This is a genomic window from [Chlorobium] sp. 445, assembly GCA_002763895.1.
Taxonomy (GTDB): domain Bacteria; phylum Bacteroidota; class Chlorobiia; order Chlorobiales; family Thermochlorobacteraceae; genus Thermochlorobacter.
In genome coordinates this window covers 36,261-58,201 of sequence record NSLH01000010.1, presented here as the reverse complement: position 1 = coordinate 58,201, position 21,941 = coordinate 36,261, and the positions used below count along the sequence as shown (strand labels likewise).

Below are 21,941 nucleotides of genomic sequence, written 5' to 3'. Positions count from 1 at the left end.
TCAACATGGTTTGAATGCAAAAGCTATGAAAAGGAACAGTGGAAGTAGGAAAAAATTTCTTATTGCGCGTTGCATCAGCTTGTGCTATGGTGCGCGTTTGATACTGCAGCCTCGCGCCGTGGTAACTGATGTCGGCACAGGTACGCCTGCAAGATAGGCGGCAATCGCTTCCTCTAAGTCTTTTTGCACGACCCTTTCTTCGCGCTGATTGTCATCGATGCGTCCACGATAAATCACCTTGAAGTTTGCATCGAGCAAGAATGCCTCAGGCGTTACCTTTGCGCCAAAAATATCACTGACGCGACTCTCGCCATCTTTGAGCACTGGAAAAGTAAATTCTCTTTCGCGTGCATGTATGCAAACCTCATCAAAGGATTCGGTAGCATTAGGATTGATAGCAACGAACTCCATCAGGCTCTGACGAGCAAGCTCAGCCAGTTTAATAAAGCGCGCGTTGTAAGCGTTCGACACTGGGCATTGTGTTGATATAAAAACGATGATAAATCCTTTTTTGCCTTTTTGTGCGTAGAGCGAATAACTCTCCCCTGAAATACTGGTCAAACGAAAGTCAGGGGCAATGTTGCCGGGCTGCAAGCCTGTGGGCTGAGCAAACAGGAGATTTGTCCAGCAAACCAAAGCAAGTGCGCACGTGCGCAAGGTCAATTGTACAGATGAAAACTGACGTCGCATCATTTGTGATGTGTTAAGTGACTGCAGCAGGCTTTTCATGACCACTACGAAATTTAAACAGTAAGTTATACGAGTTTAAGAGCCGCTCTAACGTCAGCTCAAATGGTAGATACGATAGTCCCAGTTCATGGCAAGATTTTGTGTTGTCGTAAAAGAGCGTGCGCTCTGAAAGCCTGATGCTATCGAGTGTGATAGGACTGCGAAGCCCAGCGAGGCTGGAGAAAAATTCTGCACCCAACGCAATAAGTCGTCCAAGTCCGCGGCTAAGTGCAACGGCGCTGCGGCTACGTCCGCCATATCCTGCCAAAATTTCAAAAAGCTCTTGGTAGCGCAAGTTTTTTGAGACCACAATATAGCGTTCACCACACTTGCCTTTTTGCCATGCTAAAATGTGTGCCGTAGCAACATCGGCTATATCAACGAAACCTGCACCGCCAATAGGATAGAACGGCACTTTCCCAGCAAAGACATCGCGCAGAAGTTGCGATGCAGAGTTCTCTATGCTGTGCGACCTACCGACAACAATGCCTGGATTGACCATCACGGCATCCAGACCTTCAGCAACACCGCGCATGACTTCAAGTTCAGCTAAATACTTCGAAGCCATGTAGCCAATACGCATCTGCCAGCTTTGAAAAATGGTATCCTCATTGCTGAGCGTGCCATCACCAATTGACCCAACCGCAGCGGTGGAACTGGTGTGAATCAATCGTTTGACCCCATTTTTTAAGCAAGCATCGACACATTGCGTGTGCCGACAACATTTGTCTCGTAAAGACGGCGATACTGGCGCTGCTCAAACGAGACTAAGCCTGCAGTGTGAAACACCACGTCCATCTCTTTTGTGGCTTTCCAGAGCGATGGCGGGTGCGTAACATCACCTTGAACAAAGCGCACAGGCAAGGAAGCTAGCCGTCTGATGGGTGAAGTCTTGCGTGTAAGTGCATAGATTGAGCTGTCACGCAGAGGAAAGCGGCAAAGGGCGTGAAGAAGTGCAACGCCAATGTAGCCAGTAGCACCAGTAACCAGAATGTTCATAATCGGTCTACAGAGTCAATGCGCAAGGAAACATCAGGGGCTGCAGGGCTTGCATGGTCCACCGTGTGGTTCATAGTGTAGGATGAAGTTCGTTTTGAATCGTAGTGATGAGTGAGCGCAGATAATTTTTTTTAGCATCAGTTTGCGCATTTCGGTAAGGGCTGTGCGTTTGGCTTCTGATGATGCAGCACGATCAAATTCTTGCGCAAGTGTGTCAATGCGTTGGTCGAGCGCTTGCTGTTCGGCTTGTAGTGTTGTGCATTCTGCCTCAAGCTGGGATTTGAGCGCATCACTTGGTTGATGCTTGAATGCTTCAAGTCGCTCACGAATGTCCATCAAGCGCATGAAAAGATCAGGCGGAGTTTGCTTTTTTTCTGCCTCGCTAATTTCACCTAAGTACTTCGTCAGAACATAATTCAGGCGCTTCTCACGGTCCTTGAGTGTCAAAAACGCTTGGTTGAGTTTTGATGACGCCTCAAGACTAAGCGATTTCTGTGCGTCAAGTGCGGTTTGGTGAAAATCGGGATGAACTGCGCGTGAGAGTGCATAAAATTTTTTTTGCAAATCTTGCATGTCGAGATTCAGCTTTTCAGGCAGACCAAAAAGCTCAAAATAATTGTCTTGCATCGTAAAAAGGTGTATCAAGAAGTTAATTTAGAAAGTTAAAAATTCTATGTAAGCGTAGTCTTGCATGAATTCTTTGTGCTCAATTTCGGTTTGCTATATTCGCTAACCAGTTTAATCAAGTCTGTTCATTTCAACCAGCTGAGTCAAATTTACAACACTATGCACAAAGCCAAACTCTCATTGACATCTGGCATCAAGTCGCTTGCGTCATCCGTTGAGAAAACCACTTTGCCAAATGGGCTAACAGTGGTTACAGAGACAGTGCGCACCGTACGTAGTGTCTCGGTTGGACTATGGACAGAGACAGGTTCGCGCGACGAATCACCGGGCATAAATGGCATCTCGCATTTCATTGAGCATCTTGTCTTCAAAGGCACGAAAAAGCGCGATTATATTGAAATCTCAAAGAGTCTCGAGCGCGTTGGAGGCTATCTCAATGCCTTTACAACCAAAGAACAAACATGCTTTTATGCCCGTTGCTTAGATGAACATATTGGCGTTGCTATTGATGTGCTCACTGATTTAGTCTTCAACCCCACTTTCCCAGAGTCAGAAGTTGAAAAAGAAAAAGAGGTCGTGATTGAAGAAATCAAAAGTGTAGAAGATACACCTGATGAACTGATTCTTGACGAATTCGATGAACTCTTTTATCGCCACCATGCCTTAGGCTTACCGATTGCAGGCACAGAAAAAAGTGTGCGTGCGCTCACGCGCGAAAGTATTGAGGCGTACTTGCGACAAACTTATACGACAGACAAAATGCTGCTGGTTGCCACTGGCAATGTACGGCATGATGAGGTGGTGAGGCTTGCAGAAAAATATGTGCCAAAGCGTCGCACTGCTAAAATAAAATCCCCGCGTGTACCTTTCGACCAGCGTACCTACACGCCATTTACGATAGAGAAAGCTAAACCTATCTCTCAAGCACATGTGGTGCTCGGCTTCCCGTTTGTGCGTAACGACGATACCTTCTATACCACGCTGCTGCTCAACTCGATTTTAGGTGTCGGTATGAGCTCACGCCTCAATTTAGAGCTGCGCGAAAAATATGGGCTTGTCTACACCATCTACTCCGCTTTCACGTACTACGACGAGACCAACATGCTGTCCGTTTATCTGGGCACAGACAAAGAAAAAGTGCCGCAGGCACTGCGCTTGGTGAAAGAGCAAATGAGGAGATTAGCCGAGAAGCCTGTACCTGAGAAAGAATTGGCACTGGCAAAAGCGCAAGCCAAAGGCGCAATTATCATGTCGCAAGAGAGCATGTCGTCGCGTGCATCGCATCTGGCACGAGACCTTTACTATTTCGGGCGGGACATGCGCGCCGACGAAATCATTGAGCACATCGACACAGTTCGTGCAAAAGATATTCAAGCGCTTGCCGAAACGCTCTTTGATGAATCGCAATACTCTACGCTGATTTATATGCCCAAGAAAAAGCGTGCCTAATCCAAAAGGTGCACGGCATGTTGATCGCCTACAGCTTTAAGGGCAGCGCGACAACAGCAGTGTAGCATGAAAACTTTTAAGGGCGCTGGTGCTTTTTGAGAACAAAGTTTTATCAACCTAACTTTTCTTCCGTAATGATGACTAAACGCACCAACGCACTTGCTCGCGAAAAAAGCCCCTATCTGTTGCAACATCAATATAATCCCGTGGATTGGTACGCATGGGGCGAAGAAGCCTTCGACAAAGCAAAGCGTGAAAATAAACCGATTTTTCTCTCGATAGGTTACTCCACTTGCCATTGGTGCCATGTGATGGAGCGCGAATCGTTTGAAAGTGAGGAAATTGCTGAAATCTTGAACAAGTATTTCGTCTCCATCAAAGTCGACCGTGAAGAGCGCCCAGACTTAGACCATGTGTATATGACCTATGTGCAAGCCACAACGGGCAGCGGTGGCTGGCCTATGTCCGTCTGGCTCACACCAGATTTGAAACCCTTCTTAGGCGGCACGTACTTCCCACCAACCGACCGCTGGGGACGCCCGGGCTTCAAGACACTGCTGCTCAGAATCGCTGAAAGTTGGGCACAAGATCGCGAAAACATTATTGCGGTCTCCGAGCGCGCAACAAATCAACTAGCAAACTTTGTACATCAAATTGCCGCAGCTGAAAAAGTCGAGCTGACAGAAGAAGTGTTTCGAAGTGCAGCTGCAAGTTTTGCTAACAGCTTTGACGAAGAATGGGGCGGCTTTGGTGGCGCACCAAAATTCCCACGACCTGTGTGTCTGAATTTTTTGCTCAATCATTATTACCACACAGGCGATAAGTATGCACTGGATATGTCGCTGTTTACACTGCGCAAAATGGCAGAAGGAGGCATGCACGACCATATCAGTGTGCCAGGTAAAGGGGGTGGTGGGTTTGCACGCTACTCCACCGACAGGTACTGGCATATCCCGCACTTTGAAAAAATGCTCTACGACAATGCCCAACTTGCTAGCGCCTACCTTGACGCTTACCTGCTGACTCATGACCGTTTCTATGCCGACATCGCACGCGATATCTTTAACTATGTACAATGCGATATGACCGATGCACAGGGTGGGTTCTACTCCGCTGAAGACGCCGACAGCTTGCCTACAGACGACAGCGACCACAAAGCTGAAGGCGCATTTTATGTCTGGGAAGATGCAGAAATTAGAGCCATTCTCGGTGAAGAAGAGAGCGAGATATTCTCTTATCTCTACGGTGTGAAACCCGGTGGCAATGCGCAGAACGACCCGCACAATGAATTCATCAATAAAAACATTCTCATTCAACGCTTTTCTTTGCAAGAAGTCGCAAAGCGGTTTAATAAGACTGTTGAAGAAATTTCAGCTCTTGTGGCGCGCGCTAAAGCTAAACTGTTTGAAGTACGTGCAAAGCGCCCGCGCCCGCACTTAGACGACAAAGTGCTCACTTCTTGGAACGGCTTGATGATTTCAGCCTTCGCCAAAGGCTACACCACATTGGGAGATGAATCCTATCTGCGCTCTGCACAGCGCGCAGCGGATTTTATTCTGAATACACTTTACAATCCAACTCATCACACACTGCTGCGCCGCTATCGTGATGGCGAAGCCGGTATTGAAGGCAAACTCGATGATTATACCTTCTTTGTGCAAGGCTTGCTTGACCTCTATGAAGCCTCATTTGAACCAAAGTATTTCACTGCAGCGGTTGCACTAACGCAAACCATGATGTCGCTGTTTGAAGACAGAGAACACGGCGCTTTTTTTAGTGCAAGTGAAAATGATAAAAGCGTCATTATTCGTATGAAAGAAGAACATGATGGTGCTGAACCCTCGCCGAACTCTATTGCAGCGTTGAACTTGCTTCGATTAGCACAAATGACCGACCGCAGTGACTTCCGCCAATCTGCAGAGCGCACACTCCAATTTTTTAGCCAACTGCTCAACAAAGCGCCAAGTTATATGCCGCAGATGCTTGTTGCGCTTAGTTTCTATTTACGCAAGCCCAAACAAATCATTCTTGCAGGTGATCGGCAGGCGCCAGAGATGACCGCACTACGCCGCGTGATTGATAAGCAATACTTGCCAAATAAAGTGCTAATTCACGCCAGCAATGAAACGGCAAAAGAAATGCCATTTCTAAAAAATATCGTGCAAAGTTCAACAGAGCAGCCAACGGCATTTGTCTGCATTGATTATGCATGCCAATTGCCTACGAGCGACCCAAAGGTTTTAGAGAATTTACTTCTAAATGAGAAAGCAAATGTGCAATGAATTAGCCAAAGAGTTCTTGGTAGAAAATGGAGATAACTTGCGGTGCAAGCAGCACTGTGAGCAAGACACCAGCCAGCGCACCCCAAAAGTGCGCCTCATGATTAATATTGCCGATGTCTTTCTTAGCCGCATAGTAGCTGAAGCCTAAATACAATAGGCCAAAAAGCGCAGCAGGAATGCCAATCGGGATAAGAAAAATGTAAATCTTGCTTAGCGGTGCAAAAAGAATGTATCCAAACAGAACACCTGAAATTGCACCACTAGCGCCAATGCTCTTGTAGTTTGCGTTATCCTTTTCTTTTATCACCGTGGGAAGGCTTGAGATGACAAGGCTACCGAAATAGATGATGAGAAAATCAAGGTCGCCTACGAGCAGCGCAAGAGGGAATCCAAAGAAGTAAAATGTTAGCATGTTAAACGCTAGATGTCCGAAATCAGCGTGAATGAAGCCACTGGTAAGCAAGGTGTGGTAACGACGTTCTCGCACGAGGCTATAAGGGTGTAGCCATAAGCGCTCATAGATCGGCTTGCCACCAGAAAATGCAATCATGCTCAGGATAATGTTTGCTAAAAAAATAGCCGTGGCTGCTGGTGCAGCTTGAAAAACCTGCATTTGACTTTGGATTTAACTTTATTGATTGCATGACGCTGCGCAATAAACTTCTCTATTTACTGTTTATCTCCTGCAGCGTAACTTGACGGAGACAGCACTTGCAATATCGTTAAACTTTATGGCATTTACGCCCGAAGAACTCGCACTCATTGCCGAGCGTGCGCCCTTTGAGTTAAAACTGTCTGCAACTGAGAAACTCAAAACACTCATGGAGCGTATTCGCAAGACTTATCTCTTGCAAATTGAGCCGCACAATACACTCTGTCCTGAACAAACCGATTTCTTGCGTGGTCAGATTGCAAAAGGTGAAAACTACGAGGGCTACCCTTATGTGATGCTCGATTTTCCAAAGTTCTATGGCAAAGGCGAGATTTTTACTTACCGCACGATGTTTTGGTATGGTCATTATTTCATCTTTTCGCTGATACTTGCAGGTACGCATTTAGATACCTACCGAGAGCGATTGCGTACAAATATGGCGCGCTTTGCAGAAAAGGGATTTCTTGTTGCCAAAAGTGAGTTGTGGGATTGGCGGCAAGAGGCATTCTTGCCATTAGATGCTGCACGCACCGCCGAGACGCTGGCAATGCTCAATAATCTTCCCTTTCTCAAACTGGTCAAATTGCTTGAGCCTACAGCACTTGCTGATGAAGAAAGATTGCTTGAAGAAGCAAAAAATTTTTACTGCACAACGGCACTGCTGACGACGAAAGAAGTCGAAACAAAGAGCGGGAAATAAAAAGCAAGAAGTAATGATGATGTTAAATTCTACGCATGGTGGAGAGTCGTGGTGCAAGAGAGGGGGTCAGAAGGTCGTGTCTAAGTCTTGAAGCAATTTTCCTTTTTGGTCTTTTTCGGAAAGGCTAAATGGAACATCAAGTTCTGGCCAATTGATACCAACTTGAGGATCGTCGTAGCGCAGTGTGCGCTCGTGTTCAGGTGAGTAAAAGTTCGTGACTTTATAATTGAAATCTGCGATGTCAGAAAGAACTAAGAAGCCATGTGCGAAGCCGGGGGGTATCCAAACCATTTTCTTATTCTGCTCAGAGAGTGTGATGCCAAACCATTTACCAAATGTGGGTGAGGCGCGTCGAAGATCCACAACGACATCAAAGACTTCGCCAAGTGAAACGCGTACCAATTTGCCCTGTGCCATAGGCGCAAGTTGATAGTGCAAGCCACGTAGCACCCCTTTGCGCGAGCGACTGACATTATCCTGTACAAATCTGGCAGTGATACCAAGTTGAACAAACACTTTCTCATTATAGCTCTCAAAGAAAAACCCACGACTATCTTCGAAGACTTTGGGTTCAAGTATCCAGAGCTCTGAGAGAGAGGTGTGGGTCAAATTCATCGCTCAAAGCGCTTGCTTTTTTAGATAGAGTTTGACAGCCGTATCAACGCTACGCATAAGTCGATCAAAGTCAATCGGCTTAGTGAAGAATTGATAAATAAGGCGCTCACGGAGCAAGGGTTCTACACGCTCGAAGTCTACATAGCCTGACATCAAGATAACCAACATATTTGGGTCGACCTCTTTGAGTTCTCGTGCAAGCGCATCACCGCTCATTTCAGGCATGACATAGTCGACAACACTGACCTCGATTAAGCCACGATTGGCTGTTGCAAATGCCAGAGCATCTTCAGGGTTTGTGAGTGCCTTAACAGGGTAATAGGCAGAGAAAAATTCAGACAGCGAGGTGAGTAGCTCTGTATTATCGTCCACGAGTAAAATCATCGGCTTTTTTAGTTTGCGTTAGAAATAAACTGTGCGTTACGATGATATTTCACGCTTTCACTTTTTACGAAGTCAATGAGCGTTCGTACGTGCGCAGGGTCAATATCGGGCAAGATGCCATGACCAAGGTTGAACACATGTCCAGAGCTATCGCTATGCTCACCGAAGCGCTGCAGAATTTTTGCCGCTTCTTTGCGAATGACATCATGTGGAGCATAAAGAATTGTCGGGTCTAAATTCCCTTGCAGAGCCACGCGGTCAGAGAGTTGCCAGCGTGCTTTGCCAATGTCAATCGTCCAATCTAGCCCAATTGCATCGCAGCCTGTTTGTGCAAGCTCTGAGAGCAAAGTGTTTGCGCCCTTTGCAAAGATAATAACAGGTACATGTGCGTGTTTAGCTTTGATGGTTTGCACGGTTTCTTGCAAATACGTCAGCGAAAATTCTTTGAAAGCCTCTTCGCTTAGGAGAGACGCCCAAGTATCAAAAATTTGCACGGCATCGGCGCCCGCTTCTATCTGCAAAAGGAGGTAATCCGTTAGGACTCGGTTAAGTTTCTTCAGCAAAGCGTGAGCATCGTCTGGATGCGAATATATGATTTCTTTTGCAGCTTTGAAGGTTTTGCTACCATGACCTTCGATGGCATAAGCAAAGAGTGTCCAAGCGGCACCCGAAAATCCGATAATTGGAGCGCGTCCATGAAGTTCGCGTTTGGTGAGGCGAATGGCATCTTCAACGTATCGCAGTGCACGGGACACATCGGGAATAGCAAGACGCTCAATATCACTGCGCGAGCGAATCGGCTCTAAGAATCTTGGTCCTTGCGATTCTAGCATTTCCAAGCGCATGCCCATTGCTTCTGGCACAACGAGAATGTCTGAAAAAATAATCGCGGCATCGACATCCATAATCTCTACGGGCTGCACGGTTACTTCGGCAGCAAGTTCAGGAGTTTTGCAGAGTGTGAGGAAGTCTGTCTTTTTGCGCACTTCACGATATTCTGGTAAATATCGTCCTGCTTGCCGCATAATCCAAATAGGTGTGCGATGCACAGGCTTGCGTTGCAAAGCGCGAATAAGCAAATCGTTCTTTAGCATCAGGTATGACTACTTGATTTCAATCAGTTATCAATTTGTATAGGCTGAAAAGACATTCCTCTTTGCGTTGTGCAAACGCTATGTAGTGGAAGGGCGAGCGAGTTGTTTAGTTTAGGCTACTCTGCTTTAGGTGTGCACGCAGTTTTTCGAGCTGGTGCTTGATACTGTAGTCAATAACTGTGTCACCAATGCGCACTGCAATGCCGCCAATCAAATCGGGTTGAACTTGTGTTTGAAGACGAATTTTCTTGTTTGCAAGCCGCTCTAAGCGCGCTTGAAGTTGTGCTTTTTGTGCATCATCTAATTCCACAGCACTGTACGTTTGCGCATTTACGATTCCATTTTGTTTATCGAGCAACGCTTGAAATTCTTCAATCGTTGCAGGAATCAACTCGCTGCGTCCCTTTCGCACCAGAAGTTCGAGCGCCTCTAAAGTTTTAATCGAGATTCTTCCAATGAAAACTTGCTTCAAAACCGCAATTTTATCACTGCTTTTCACGATGGGGCTTTTAAGCAAGTTCTTGAGTTCACGCGAGGACTCAATAGTTTTTTTGACCAAAACAAGGTCTTGAGCGACGGTATCCAATTCCGAACCAGCGCCTTGTAAAATAGCGGTTGCGTAGCGCAACCCAACTCGTGATCTCATCGTTGAGCCTGCAGTTTATTTTCCAGCAAATTCAGTGGCTTGTGCGGGCATCTCGTTTATTGCACTGGCAATAATTTCCTTGTGCCGTTCCGCATCAAGGCTGTGGCGAAGAATCAGTTCTGCGCCCTTGATAGCCAGTTCAGCGACTTCATCGCGCAAGGCGGAAAGTGCACGTTGCTTTTCGAGTGCAATCGTAGCTTTGGTTTCTTCCAGCATTTTGCGCGACTCTGCATTAGCTTTCTCAATGATTTCACTGCGCACTTTTTCTGCAGCTTGTCGACTTTCTTGAATGATACGGTCGGCTTCCAGCTGTGCCTTAGCCAGCATGGCTTTGTTTTCAGCGAGAATTTTTTCAGCCTCACTGCGTGCTTGCTCAGCGCGGTCAAGGGCGGCTTGAATGCTACGCTCGCGCTCGTCTAAGGCGCTTACAATCGGCTTCCAAGCCGTGGCACGCAAGAACACAAGCAAAAAGACAAACGTGACGAAAGTCCAGAAAATCAATCCAGGGTTAGGACTGAGTAAACTCCCCTCCAAAATGAGCCAGCCGAATAGAGACATATAAAAAGTGTGTCCAAATTATGTGGTGCAAAACTAAATAAGAATTGGGCATTGAACGTTTTTGCGCTCGATGCCCAATGAAGACGAATTCTATTTTAATGCAAGCACTAAACAGACAACCAGTGCGATGATGGCAGTACCTTCAACAAGACCCGCAGCGATAAGTGTCAAGCCACGAATCTCACCAGAGGCTTGCGGTTGACGCGCAATTGCTTCAGTAGCTGAACTAACTGCGTTGCCGATACCGATGCCAGCACCAATTGCTGCAATACCAGCACCGATGCCTGCGCCTAAAAATGCAAGTGCTTCGTTACCCATTTTTGATGTTTTCCTCCAAGAGATGTGTTGAAAAAAAAATTAGTGCGCCCCTTCGCTATGACCATGTTCCATCGCAAGTCCAATGAAGACACTTGAAAGCATCGTGAAAATGTAGGCTTGCATGAACGCAACAAAAATCTCCAAACAGTAAATAGCCAGTGTGAAGACGATGGAAACAGGTGCAATGACGAAACTTTTGAAAATAAAAATCAAGCTAATCAGGACGATGATAACCACATGTCCGGCGGTCATATTCGCAAAAAGACGCATCGTCAGTGCAAACGGCTTGACAAGTAAGCTGACGATTTCAACAGGAATCATGATGGGCCAGAGTAAAGGCGGGGCGCCACCTGTCAAGTGCGCCAGCCAGCCCCCCACGCCATTTTCGCGAATGCTCGCATACTGCGTCAGAACAAATGTAAAGGATGCTAAGGTCAGCGTTACAGCGATATTGCCTGTTGCCGTGGCAGCAAATGGAACTAAGCCTAACAAGTTGCAAAAAAGAATAAAGAAAAACACAGTCAGCAAGTAGGGCAAGAAACGCTCGTAGTGATGACCAATGTTAGGACGCGCAATATCATCACGGATAAATTGTACAACTGCTTCAACCACATTGGCGAACCCTTTTGGGGCTCTTGGTGTCTTCATAGCTTTGTATTGCTTGCTCACACTCACCATCAGGATAACGAGCAAGAGACTGGCAATCCACATCATGACAACATGACGAGTCGGTGAGAGGTCCACAGTAAAGTCTCCAATCTGAATCGGTGTCCAGCGTGGCAGATGAATTTCTCCGAAAGGCTCAAAATCCAAGGTGTGTGCATCAAGAATATGATGCATGACATCAAGTGTTTCGTCGTGACCGCTAGGTTTTTCGTCTGACGCAAGAAGTGCTGTTGCAGAGCAGATGAGAAAACAGAGCGTAAAGAGCGTATGTTGTAAGATGTACCGCATGGGATGTAACAACCTGTTCAGAGCTGAAGAAGTTTGTCCAATTTTTTCTCAAATCTCATTTTGTTAAAACAAGCTAAGACTTCTATCGGCAAGTAGCAGACATAGAAACCTATAACAAAGCCAGCAAATTCCATTGTCTCCACGGAGTGCGTAAGCATCAGAGATGCAATCAGAACAACCGCAATAAGAAGTCTCACTGCTTGTCCAAGAAGAGCCGTGCGAAAAAACGTCTCACGCTTCAAAGCATACTCATATTCAAACAAGATATAGCCGATGATCGTGTTCAGCGTAACGATAGCCCAAGCGTAGAAAACAGAACTTGATATCAAGCCGAAGTAATCGAGAATAAGCCACGCAAGGAGTGTAAAAATAACTATCATGATAAGAAAATCAAAGAGCGGTTTAGCAACAATAAAGCGATTCATGATGTTGTGTGCTGGTCTATTTTTTCGGGCTTTGAGTGCGAGATGAGCTGCCAGTTGCTAAGCGCCAAAGCACTGTAAAGAGTGCAATCAGCGCAAAAAGGACGCCAATAAGTAAAAAAAGCGGAGTTGTGCCAAGTGCATCATCGAGTTTATAGCCACCAAATACGAAAAGCACAAAGGCTGCGGCAAGTTGAACACCAATGGTCATATACGCTGCCGACTTGCGTTGGGCAACACCAGCTTCACGTATGGATTTACGAACATCGTCAAGGCTCATTGTGCATATTCCTTTTTGCTTGCAGCAACAGAACTTAGATTTTCTGAGCTTGAATTTCCAGTCATGGTAACCGTGCCGTTGACAATCGCGCCTTCATCAATCGAGAGCAATTTTGATTTGATTTCACCGGCAACGACAGCAGAAGCATCTAAGATAAGACGATTGCTCACATCCAAGTTGCCTTGCACTTTACCAGAGATTTTAATCATTGCTGCTACGATATTGCCTTCTACAATGCCGCCTTTTCCGATAGCCACGTTCGCCGTTGAGACAATGTTACCAATAATTTTTCCGTCGACGCGCAGATTGCCAGAGGTCTCAATATCGCCGCGGCAGAGCGTACCTTCTGCGATAATGCTAAGTTTAGCTTCACCATTGCTGCCTGAAGCAGAAGCGGTAAATGCACTTGCAGTATCTTCTTTTTTGCCAAATATCGCTGCAAGCATAAGGCTGGATAGTTTTGTTAATTAGAAAGATAAATTTCTGGATTTTGCGGAGTGCCGTTTTTCCAGACCTCAAGATGCAAATGTGGTGCAGAACTCTCACGACCCGTGTTGCCTGTTAGAGCAATAATCTGACCTTTCAAGACCGGTTCGCCATCGCGCACGAGCAAGCGGTTGCAATGCTTGTAGAAACTCACATATTTGCCGTGATAAAGAATGACTGTATAGCCATAGTCAGAAGTCCAATCGGCAAAAATCACTGTGCCATCAGCAAGAGCACCGATAGGTTCATTGGACGCTGTTGCAATATCCAAGCCATAGTGGCTGCGTTCTCGACGGAAAGGCTGCGAAGGCGTGCCCCGAACAACGAAATCAAGAAAGAGAAGCGGTTCTGACGAAGAGCCAGTCTCATAGAAGTCATTAGGCAGAAGGGAACGCAAGCCATCTTTTTGGGGCGAGCGCGTTTGTGCTGTTGCACGAGCTTGCGAGGCGGAATCCGAAAGGCTGCCAAGCACCGCACGAAGTTTACGGCTATAGGCGTCAAATTGTATTAAGCGTCTGCTGATGCTATCTAACTGCATTTGATTTTCAAGCAAGAGTTTTTGATATCGATCCGCATCGCCGTAGCCCGGAAGAAGTGTGCGTGCAGGTGTGAGCGCAATAATCAATGTGGAAAGCAGCGCTACACCAACACACAGCGCAATAACTGCAGAAAGGACCTTTCCAAGTGTAATTTGGCTGTATGTTCGGGCAGCAGAACCATCACTGGGAATGATGGCAATCTCGTAAGTAACAACTCGTTTCTTTGATGATTTTGGTTCCCACATAGTGCTGCCGTTGCGTGAAAGGCATAAGATACACTTCTCTTTTTGGGTCGACAAATTCAAAGCAGCAATGCTGTTTGTGTAGCGGTGTGCCACGCACACATGGCTTGCTCACAATTGCTTGTAGAGGTTTGCCATTTCGATAGCCGCCGCTGCAGCCTCCCAGCCTTTGTTGCCAGCTTTTGTGCCTGCGCGCTCTATAGCTTGTTCAATGGTATCGGTCGTAAGTATCCCAAAAGCCACAGGCACACCGGACTCCATTGAGGCTTGCGCAATACCTTTCGTGGCTTCTGCGGCAATTAAGTCAAAGTGAGGTGTGGCGCCACGAATCAAAACGCCAATAGCGATAACCGCATCAAACTGTTTTGAGAGCGCAACTTTTTTGATGACCATTGGCAACTCAAATGAGCCAGGGCAACGGTAGAGTGTAATCGCTTCGGAGCTGCCGCCATGGCGCACGATGCAATCGACAGCGCCTTCGACGAGACGCGCGCCGATGAAATCATTCCAACGAGAGGCAACAAGCGCAATTTTTAAACCTTGTGCAGAGAGATGCCCTTCAACAACCTTCATTTATTAGGTTCAGTATAGCCGAAATTTTCTTCGACGAGTTGAATGATGATGTGTGCAATAGCAATGTGGCTTTCCTGAATTCTATCAGCAGCGCCTTTGTGCGGCACAATAATTTCCACATCTGCCATGCCTTTCATTTTACCGCCTGAATTACCGAGGAGTGCCAGTGTCTTCAAGCCATTTTCTTTGGCGTAGCGCATAGCACGAATGACGCTCTCAGAGTTACCGCTTGTAGAAATGCCTAAGAGCACATCGCCGCGCTTGCCCCATGCCTCAACAAGACGCATGAAAACATTATCATAGCCAAGATCATTTGCCCCACCTGTGAGCGCAGAACTGTCGGTCGTGAGTGCGATGGCAGGCATAGCAGGACGATTGACAGAGCTGCGGTAGCGAATTGTAAATTCTGTTGCAATGTGTTGAGCATCAGCGGCGCTTCCACCATTGCCACAGATGAGAAGTTTATTGCCCATACGAAACGCTTCCGTGATAAGCTCAGCCATGTGAAAGATGTCTTCGGCGTTCTCACGCGCCAGTTGCTTTTTGAGTTCAGCGCTGTATTCAAGCGTCTCACGGATGTAGGCAAGATGTAAGGTCTTTCGGTCTAAGACAGTATCCAACATAATGCAAGAGTTTAGCAAGTGTTTGAATTTACCTTGTGCAATGGTCAGAGCCGAGACAAGGCTTGCTCAAAATCGGCAATCAGATCGCTACATGCTTCGATGCCAGCGGAAAATCGCACCAGCCCAGCGCTGATGCCAGCTGCGTCACGCTGCTCGGCAGTGTATTGTGCATGCCACATGCTGGCAGGATGAACAATGAGCGATTCGACACCACCCAAACTTACCGCATTGACGGCAAGTTTCATTGAACCAATGAGCGTTTGCGCCTTATGATACTGCTCCTCGGGTGTTGCACCTTTTACTTCAAAACTCATCATGGCCGTAAAGCCATGCATTTGCTCACGTGCCAGCTGATGCTGCGGATGCGATGGTAACGATGGATGATGGACACGCGCAATTTTGGGATGCGCTTCTAAATACGCTGCCAGTTGCGCCGCATTTGCACTGGCTTTTTGCACGCGTAAAGATAACGTGCGCAATCCACGCAATAAAAGCCATGAATCAAAGGATGACAGAGCACAACCGAGTAGGACAGTCGTTTTCCAGATTCGCTCAATTAGATGGGCATTGCCGCACGCCGCCCCAGCCGTAAGGTCGGAATGCCCGCCAAGATATTTTGTAGCGCTATGCAGTGAAAGGTCAATGCCGTGCTCCAAAGGTCGCTGCGCAAGTGGTGTTGCAAATGTGTTATCACAAAATGTGGTGATGCCGTGCACTTTTGCAAGTGTTGCAACTGCTTTCAAGTCCGTGAGCGTCATCAAGGGATTCGAGGGTGTTTCGACATAAATCAGTTGGGTATTCGGACGCAGTGCAGCTTCAAACGCCTCGATGCGTGTTTGATCGACAAAGGTGGTCTCAATGCCAAATCTTGGGAGCAGGTCGCGCAGCAAGGCAAAGGTGCCAGCGTAAAGTGAGGTTTGCGCCACAATATGTCCGCCAGCACTGACGACACTCAAGATTGCTGCAGAAATGGCGCCCATGCCTGATGCAGCTAATACCGCAGTTTCTGCGCCTTCAAGTTTAGCAAGAATCTCCTGCACTTGTGCATTGGTCGGATTGCCATAGCGCGAATAGAATTCTTTTGGATTGATAGCACTAGCAAGTTCAGCAAAGTCGTCTGCAGACTCTGGGGCTTTGTAAGTTGAGGTCTGCCAGATAGGTGGGACAACAGCGCGCGTGGTATTATGCTGTTCGCCACCGTGAATAAGTTCAGTTTCCACGCTGCGTGTGCTGTGCAAGCGATGAGTGGTGTGTTGTGATGCGCTCATGTAGGTTAATTGTTTCAAAAGTCGTGCTGCAGGGTCGCTAAAGCATATTGCATGCTTAGAGTTTGCCAAAAATCTGTCGGAATTTCAACGCCCAAACCATGTAAATGGCTTCATAGATAATTTTGCGCGACATCTTGGATTTGCCAACCGTGCGGTCGGTGAAAACAATAGGAATTTCTTTCAAGCGGAAACCCTTTGCCCAAGACTTAAAATTCATCTCAATCTGAAAAGAATATCCACCCGAGCGAATCTCATTAAGATTAAGCGACTCTAAGACTTGTCGACGAAAACATTTGAACCCGCTGGTAGGGTCTTGCACAGGCATGCCTGTAATGAGCCGCGTGTAAAGGCTTGCACCTTTGGAGAGCATAAGACGCGAAAGTGGCCAGTTGACCACATTAGCCACATCGCCTAAGTAGCGCGAGCCAATCACCAAATCAGCATCTTTGATGGCAACAAGAAAGTGCGGAATCATGAACGGGTCGTGTGAAAGGTCAGCATCCATTTCCATCACAAAGTCATAGCCATGTTCAATTGCAAATTTGAAGCCACGCACATAAGCTGTGCCAAGCCCTAATTTGCCTTCTCGCTTGATAAGGTGCAGCCGACGCTTGAAGGTCTTTTGCAATGCTTCGACAACAGCCGCAGTGCCATCAGGTGAATTGTCATCAATGATAAGCATATCCAAGTCAGGCACTTCTAAGCCCATCACGCGCTTGATGAGAAGAGAAATGTTCTCAGATTCGTTATAGGTCGGCACGATAACCAAAGTACGCCCAACAGCAAGGTCTTGGACTGGCGGCAGAGATAAGGGCAATCCTATTGCTTGCTCACTGACACCTGTTACTCTCAATGTTGCCATAGGTGTTAACCACAAGTTTTGCTTTGTTCGGCAGAAAATTGTTAGAAAATACACGTAACGAGACAATATCCCTACGCGGATATGCCACTGCAAAAACTGAGGGGTAAAATGCGCGCAACTGTATGAAAAGCATGAAGCGTTTGTCTTGCAGGTAAATGCATGCAGAGTTTGAGCACGCTACACGCTGACAGGCTCTTCCATAAAGGTACGCATCACAGCTGAGACCCCGCTGCCAACTTCAAACGGATAGTTGATTTTCTTAAGTGTCATCTCCAGCGCGCCAATAACCGTAAGCATATCGAGTTCGTCATAGAAGCCAAGATGCGAGATGCGGAAAATTTTGCCAGCGTATTGATCTTGTCCAGCTGCGACAGTGATACCGTTCTCGAGTTTCAAAATTTTGTTGAAGGTCTTCCACTCCACGCCTTCGGGGAGCCAGACAGGTGTAACGGCATACGAGGGTGAATTTGAAAAGAGCCGCATGCCTAAGGCTTCACAGCCTGTACGGCAGGCTGCAGAGAGACGTTGATGGCGCCGCCAGATATTCTCAAGGCCTTCTTGCTTAATGAGTTGGAGTGATTCATCAAGTCCGATGATAAGTGAGACAGCAGGCGTAAAAGGCGTATCGTTGTCTTTGTAGGATTTCAAAGCTTTTTTAAGCGAGAGGTAGTAACTGGGCAGTTTAGCTGTCTCTATGGCTTTGATTGCGCGTTCAGAGAGTGCAACGAGTGCAAGACCGGGCGGCATCATCAAGCCTTTTTGTGAGCCAGTTACACAGGCGTCGATGCCCCAGTCATCGAAGCGCAATTCGTGAGCACCAACCGCCGTAATCCCATCAACACAAATCAAAGCATCAGAATGTTCACGAATAGCTTGTGCCATCGCCTTGACATCGGTAGCAGTGCCTGTTGAAGTTTCGCTGTGTGTAAAATAGACGCCTTTGGTGTCGGGATGTTCTTTGAGAGCTTTGATGATCTCTTCTGGCTGAATGCTGGTGCCCCATTGCACTTTGAGTTCAACGCAATTGCCAGTGTATTTGCGCGCCATATCTGCCCATCGCTCACCGAACTTGCCACCATTGACGGCGATAATCTTATCGCCCGAAGAAAACATAGAGACCATGGTGGCTTCTACGCCGCCTGTGCCTGAGCAGGTCAGCACTAAAACAGGCTGCTTGGTTTGAAAGAGGTACTGCAGGTCTTGGTGCACACGCGTCAGAATTTCCATGAACTCTGGATTGCGGTGATGAATCATGGGTGCAGCCATGCGCAGCATCACACGCTCAGGAACGGGCGTTGGACCCGGCGTGAAAAGGCGTTTTTTCATAACAACATCAACTAGGTTGAAAAATTGCAGGGTGAAATTACAACTTGTGCACGATTTTTCGTTAGTGTAGAATGCTCTTTAGCAGTAAAAAACCTTCGTGCATTGCCGCGCGCGTTGTATATTCGCCGTCACAATTACGGATTCACATGTCGCGTCTGCTGCTTTGGCTACTTAATCTCATCATTTTTTTTATTCTCATCGGCTATGTACTTAATCCGCTGCTGGAGACGGCGCACAGCGGGTTTCTTGACGGCGAGCGACAATTTACTCTAGCTAACTACGCTACCATACTTTTGCGTACTGACAAGCTCAAGGCGTTTGCAAACACGCTCTTGCTCTCGCTGCTGACGGTGGTCGGTGCGGGCATTTTTGGTGTAGGACTGGCATACATTTTCTGGCGATTTAACTTTGCAGCAAAGCCCGTGCTGTCGCGTCTGGCGCTGTTGCCGCTAGGGTTGCCGCCACTGGTGGGGGTGTTTTCCTTTCAATTTTTATATGATGAATCAGGCGTAGTGGCGCGCGCATTACAAGCGCTGTTGGCTCTCAAATCACCACCGTTTGCGTTTGAAGGATTGTGGGCAGTGTGGCTTGTGCATGTGTATTCGTTTTATGTGCAGTTTTTTTTGTTTGCTTCAGCCGCACTAACACGCGTCGATTATGCGGTCTTAGAAGCAGCAGAAAACTTAGGAGCAAGTGTGTGGTCACGATTCTGGAAAGTGTTAGTGCCCTTGCTGCGACCGTCGCTATTTTCAGCAAGCTTAATTGTGTTTGTGCTCAGCGTGGCGTCTTTTACTGCACCACTGCTGTTTGGTGGACGCACAAATTTTCTGACTGTCGAGATTTTTAATCAAAAAGTTGCCGGCGAGTTTAATCTTGCCAGTGCGATGACAATAGGGCTAGTGGCAGTTTCGGCAGCAGTGGTGTTTGTGTTCGAGTCCTATCAATCCAAAATGCGTTTGAATCTCAAAGGACGCGGTGCACCACGTGATGTACCGCCAGAGCAGCTTTCACTACCATGGAGGCTCTTGCTAATAGTGCAGATGCTCTTTATCATTCTACCAATTGCAGCCTTGCTGCTGATGTCCTTTGCCGACAATCCACTAACGATGCGCGGTATTTTGCCCGATGCTTATAGCTTTGTGCATTATCGACGTCTGTTGACCGATGCGCAGTTCTATCAACCATTTCTCAATAGCTTCTCAATGGCGATGCTGGCGAGTGTGCCGAATCTTCTGTTTGGGTTAGCGGTGGGAATTTTAGCAGCGCAGCAGCGCCTACTGTTGCGCAATTTTGCAATGCCGCTTTTGCTTTTGCCGCTTGCTGTACCCGGCACTGCACTGGGCATCAGCATGATTGCAGCTTTTAGCAAACCCTCGATCTTTGTATTTGGGCAGGCATTGGTGGGGTCGCCAGCGTTGCTTCCAGTGGCTTATTTCATTCGGCATTTGCCCTACATTGCACGCAGTGTCTCTGCAGCGCTGGAGACCTTTGACTACCAATTAGTTGAGGCGGCTATGACGCTTGGCGCATCGTGGCTGCGTATTATTGGGCGCGTGATGTTGCCGCTTATCTTGGCTTCGATTGCGTCAGGATTTTTGTTTACTTTTATTGGTGCGCTGGGAGAATTTCCGTGCTCGATTTTGCTCTACACACCAAGCAATGTGCCAGTCGCTGTCGACATTTTTTCGCAACTGCGAATGGGAAATTTCGGTAGTGCAGCGGCAGCAGGCGTTTTGCTAATGGTGCTGGTGTTTGCGCTAACATGGCTCTCTGAGGTGATTTTCCGAGTGCGAGCTCACGAGACACCAACGCCGCTCTAAACCATCGTGTGCGCAACATGACTTTGCGATACTGAAGCCGACATTAAAAGTATGAAAAAACTCATAGAGGCGCTACTGCTCGATTTCCGAGAGTATTTACTCTTGGTCTTCTTTTGCTTAATCTCGCTGGCATTGTTTGTCAATCAAGACGCATCAACGCTGCGCATGATGCGTGCATCAGGACTTGAATTCTTTGCAACAATTGAGCGCGGCATTGGACTTGTCACGCGCTACTTTGGTCTAGCAAGTGAAAATGATGAATTGCATCGGCGCAATACGGAATTGCTGGCTGAACTTTCGCTGCTAAGAACTGCACAGGCGGAAAACCAAGAGTTGAAAGCGCTCTTAGGCTATAAGCAGCATGCGCCATACCCCTTGAAACTTGCACAAATTGTCGACCGCACGTTCTCCTCTGAACGAAATCTTTTCACGATTAACTTGGGCTCTAATGATAGCGTCGAGGTCAACATGCCAGTGATGACCGATGATGGCTTGGTCGGAAGAGTGGTGCTGGTTTCAGCAAACTATGCGATTGTGCAACCAATCATCAACCGCGATTTCAAAGTAGGGGTGGTCTCAGAAAAGACACGCAGTGTGGGGCTTTTAACCTGGCTGCCGCAAGAGCACTTAGCTTCTATGGAACATGTCTTGCTCAGCAATTCGATTGAAGTCGGCGAGCGCGTTCTAACAGCACAGTTTAGTTCCTTTGCGGCGCCAAATATCCAAGTCGGTAAAGTGGTCTCCGTCGATAAGACCGAAGCTCAACTGTTTTACAAAATTCGCGTTCAGCCCTCGGTTGATTTTGGCAAGTTAGAGCAGGTATTTGTGATGATGCGTCCAAATGACAAAGAGTTTGAGGCGGTGCAGCGGCGGTATAAAGAATTGCAGTAACGCTTTTGAAGCTATCATTTGTTGCAGCGCGTCTTTCTCTATGTCGGTGTGGCGTTCCTTTTGGGACTTGCGCAAAAGTTTTTTTTAGATCGGCTCTTGCTTTATGGAGCTGCACCAGATGCGCTGCTCATTTGGGCCGTCTTCATTGCGCGCCGAGAAGGACAGAGCGTTGGAACAACAGCAGGTTTCTTAATTGGCTTGATGATGGATTTGTTACACGGCACACTGGGCAGCAATGCACTCTCCAAGACGGTTTCAGGCTTCAGTGCCGGCTTCTTTCGTGAGAGCGATAAGCCAAGTGCACAAAGCGAATTTCTTTTTGCAACTGCAATTGCAAGTCTCTCAGGCAGCGTAGCGTTTAACTTGGTAAGCTATGGCCTGACACTGGTGTGGTGGCAATATGCGCTCGCTGTGGCAAGTAGTATAGGCTTTAACTTAGTGCTGGGCTATATGGCTTATACACTGGTACTGAGAAAGTTCGAGCAGGACAGAGACTGAGCCGCCTTGTGCATAGATGACAAATCCTAATGTGTTGCATCGATTCCGTTTCAACACAAACAGGCTCATGAGATGTTCATGAAGTTAATGTGCAAGTGAAAATC

Annotated in this window: 27 protein-coding genes; 6 read left to right on the top strand and 21 right to left on the bottom strand. The window is 47.2% G+C overall.

The genetic code is table 11. The annotated features are described in order from the left end of the window. Window positions 1-84: 84 nt before the first annotated feature. From CMR00_05870 to CMR00_05855, 4 genes are read right to left on the bottom strand one after another with little or no spacing between them, the layout of a single operon-like run. Window positions 85-729, bottom strand: coding sequence for a thioredoxin family protein (locus CMR00_05870; protein ID PIO48282.1), 645 nt, complete (start codon window positions 727-729; stop codon window positions 85-87). Beyond that, window positions 704-1,399, bottom strand: a complete 696-nt coding sequence (locus CMR00_05865; GenBank protein ID PIO48281.1) for a hypothetical protein — start codon at window positions 1,397-1,399, stop codon at window positions 704-706. The genes CMR00_05870 and CMR00_05865 overlap by 26 nt, the downstream gene beginning before the upstream one ends. Before the next feature lie 17 nt (window positions 1,400-1,416). After that, window positions 1,417-1,728 carry a hypothetical protein gene (locus CMR00_05860; GenBank protein ID PIO48280.1) on the bottom strand — a complete coding sequence of 104 codons (312 nt, stop codon included), beginning with the start codon at window positions 1,726-1,728 and terminating at the stop codon, window positions 1,417-1,419. A 33-nt stretch (window positions 1,729-1,761) separates the two neighbouring features. Further along, window positions 1,762-2,355 (bottom strand): hypothetical protein, encoded by a 594-nt coding sequence (locus tag CMR00_05855; protein ID PIO48279.1) that lies wholly within the window; start codon window positions 2,353-2,355, stop codon window positions 1,762-1,764. 60 nt (window positions 2,356-2,415) lie between these two features. Between CMR00_05855 and CMR00_05850 the strand changes: the two genes are divergently transcribed. Continuing rightward, window positions 2,416-3,804 (top strand): peptidase M16, encoded by a 1,389-nt coding sequence (locus tag CMR00_05850; GenBank protein ID PIO48278.1) that lies wholly within the window; start codon window positions 2,416-2,418, stop codon window positions 3,802-3,804. Window positions 3,805-3,938: 134 nt separating this feature from the next. Continuing rightward, entirely contained in the window at window positions 3,939-6,086 is a 2,148-nt protein-coding gene (locus tag CMR00_05845; protein PIO48277.1) for a thioredoxin domain-containing protein, read from the top strand. A gap of 1 nt (window position 6,087) precedes the next feature. Here the strand turns inward: CMR00_05845 and CMR00_05840 are convergent, their stop codons facing one another. Then, a complete protein-coding gene (locus CMR00_05840) occupies window positions 6,088-6,699 on the bottom strand; it encodes a rhomboid family intramembrane serine protease (GenBank protein PIO48276.1) in 612 nt (203 codons plus the stop codon). 118 nt (window positions 6,700-6,817) lie between these two features. Here CMR00_05840 and CMR00_05835 point away from each other — a divergent pair, with 118 nt between their 5' ends. Further along, entirely contained in the window at window positions 6,818-7,438 is a 621-nt protein-coding gene (locus CMR00_05835) for a hypothetical protein (GenBank protein PIO48275.1), read from the top strand. Between the two features lie 66 nt (window positions 7,439-7,504). On the opposite strand, the gene rfbC is transcribed toward CMR00_05835, so the two are convergent. From rfbC to CMR00_05755, 16 genes are all read right to left on the bottom strand, one after another. Continuing rightward, window positions 7,505-8,053, bottom strand: a complete 549-nt coding sequence (gene rfbC / locus CMR00_05830; GenBank protein PIO48274.1) for a dTDP-4-dehydrorhamnose 3,5-epimerase — start codon at window positions 8,051-8,053, stop codon at window positions 7,505-7,507. 3 nt (window positions 8,054-8,056) lie between these two features. Beyond that, complete coding sequence (locus CMR00_05825; GenBank protein ID PIO48273.1) at window positions 8,057-8,437, bottom strand: hypothetical protein; 381 nt, start codon at window positions 8,435-8,437, stop codon at window positions 8,057-8,059. A gap of 8 nt (window positions 8,438-8,445) precedes the next feature. Beyond that, window positions 8,446-9,531, bottom strand: coding sequence for a uroporphyrinogen decarboxylase (locus tag CMR00_05820; protein ID PIO48272.1), 1,086 nt, complete (start codon window positions 9,529-9,531; stop codon window positions 8,446-8,448). A gap of 106 nt (window positions 9,532-9,637) precedes the next feature. Beyond that, window positions 9,638-10,177: an ATP synthase F1 subunit delta gene (gene atpH / locus CMR00_05815; protein PIO48271.1), complete on the bottom strand. Its 540-nt coding sequence runs from the start codon at window positions 10,175-10,177 to the stop codon at window positions 9,638-9,640. Window positions 10,178-10,192: 15 nt separating this feature from the next. Further along, window positions 10,193-10,735: an ATP synthase F0 subunit B gene (gene atpF, locus CMR00_05810; GenBank protein PIO48270.1), complete on the bottom strand. Its 543-nt coding sequence runs from the start codon at window positions 10,733-10,735 to the stop codon at window positions 10,193-10,195. 90 nt (window positions 10,736-10,825) lie between these two features. Then, entirely contained in the window at window positions 10,826-11,053 is a 228-nt protein-coding gene (atpE, locus tag CMR00_05805) for an ATP synthase F0 subunit C (GenBank protein ID PIO48269.1), read from the bottom strand. A gap of 39 nt (window positions 11,054-11,092) precedes the next feature. Beyond that, entirely contained in the window at window positions 11,093-12,007 is a 915-nt protein-coding gene (gene atpB, locus CMR00_05800) for an ATP synthase F0 subunit A (GenBank protein ID PIO48268.1), read from the bottom strand. A 17-nt stretch (window positions 12,008-12,024) separates the two neighbouring features. Further along, on the bottom strand, window positions 12,025-12,432 hold the full coding sequence (locus tag CMR00_05795; protein PIO48267.1) for a hypothetical protein: 408 nt from the start codon (window positions 12,430-12,432) through the stop codon (window positions 12,025-12,027). Between the two features lie 16 nt (window positions 12,433-12,448). Beyond that, window positions 12,449-12,709, bottom strand: coding sequence for a hypothetical protein (locus CMR00_05790; protein PIO48266.1), 261 nt, complete (start codon window positions 12,707-12,709; stop codon window positions 12,449-12,451). Then, on the bottom strand, window positions 12,706-13,155 hold the full coding sequence (locus CMR00_05785; protein PIO48265.1) for a cell shape determination protein CcmA: 450 nt from the start codon (window positions 13,153-13,155) through the stop codon (window positions 12,706-12,708). The genes CMR00_05790 and CMR00_05785 overlap by 4 nt, the downstream gene beginning before the upstream one ends. A gap of 17 nt (window positions 13,156-13,172) precedes the next feature. Beyond that, window positions 13,173-14,072 (bottom strand): hypothetical protein, encoded by a 900-nt coding sequence (locus CMR00_05780; protein PIO48264.1) that lies wholly within the window; start codon window positions 14,070-14,072, stop codon window positions 13,173-13,175. Between the two features lie 15 nt (window positions 14,073-14,087). Continuing rightward, window positions 14,088-14,549: a 6,7-dimethyl-8-ribityllumazine synthase gene (locus CMR00_05775; protein ID PIO48263.1), complete on the bottom strand. Its 462-nt coding sequence runs from the start codon at window positions 14,547-14,549 to the stop codon at window positions 14,088-14,090. Further along, window positions 14,546-15,172, bottom strand: coding sequence for a phosphoheptose isomerase (gmhA, locus tag CMR00_05770; protein PIO48262.1), 627 nt, complete (start codon window positions 15,170-15,172; stop codon window positions 14,546-14,548). The genes CMR00_05775 and gmhA overlap by 4 nt, the downstream gene beginning before the upstream one ends. Window positions 15,173-15,216: 44 nt before the next feature. Further along, window positions 15,217-16,440, bottom strand: a complete 1,224-nt coding sequence (locus tag CMR00_05765; GenBank protein PIO48261.1) for a methionine gamma-lyase — start codon at window positions 16,438-16,440, stop codon at window positions 15,217-15,219. A gap of 55 nt (window positions 16,441-16,495) precedes the next feature. After that, complete coding sequence (locus tag CMR00_05760; protein ID PIO48260.1) at window positions 16,496-17,302, bottom strand: dolichyl-phosphate beta-D-mannosyltransferase; 807 nt, start codon at window positions 17,300-17,302, stop codon at window positions 16,496-16,498. A 177-nt stretch (window positions 17,303-17,479) separates the two neighbouring features. Then, window positions 17,480-18,628 carry an aminotransferase gene (locus CMR00_05755; protein PIO48259.1) on the bottom strand — a complete coding sequence of 383 codons (1,149 nt, stop codon included), beginning with the start codon at window positions 18,626-18,628 and terminating at the stop codon, window positions 17,480-17,482. 71 nt (window positions 18,629-18,699) lie between these two features. On the opposite strand from CMR00_05755, the gene CMR00_05750 reads away from it, so the two are divergent. From CMR00_05750 to mreD, 3 genes are read left to right on the top strand one after another with little or no spacing between them, the layout of a single operon-like run. Then, complete coding sequence (locus tag CMR00_05750; GenBank protein ID PIO48258.1) at window positions 18,700-20,448, top strand: hypothetical protein; 1,749 nt, start codon at window positions 18,700-18,702, stop codon at window positions 20,446-20,448. A gap of 51 nt (window positions 20,449-20,499) precedes the next feature. After that, a complete protein-coding gene (locus CMR00_05745) occupies window positions 20,500-21,339 on the top strand; it encodes a rod shape-determining protein MreC (protein ID PIO48257.1) in 840 nt (279 codons plus the stop codon). Between the two features lie 18 nt (window positions 21,340-21,357). Next, entirely contained in the window at window positions 21,358-21,837 is a 480-nt protein-coding gene (gene mreD / locus CMR00_05740; GenBank protein ID PIO48256.1) for a rod shape-determining protein MreD, read from the top strand. The last annotated feature ends 104 nt before the right edge of the window (window positions 21,838-21,941 follow it).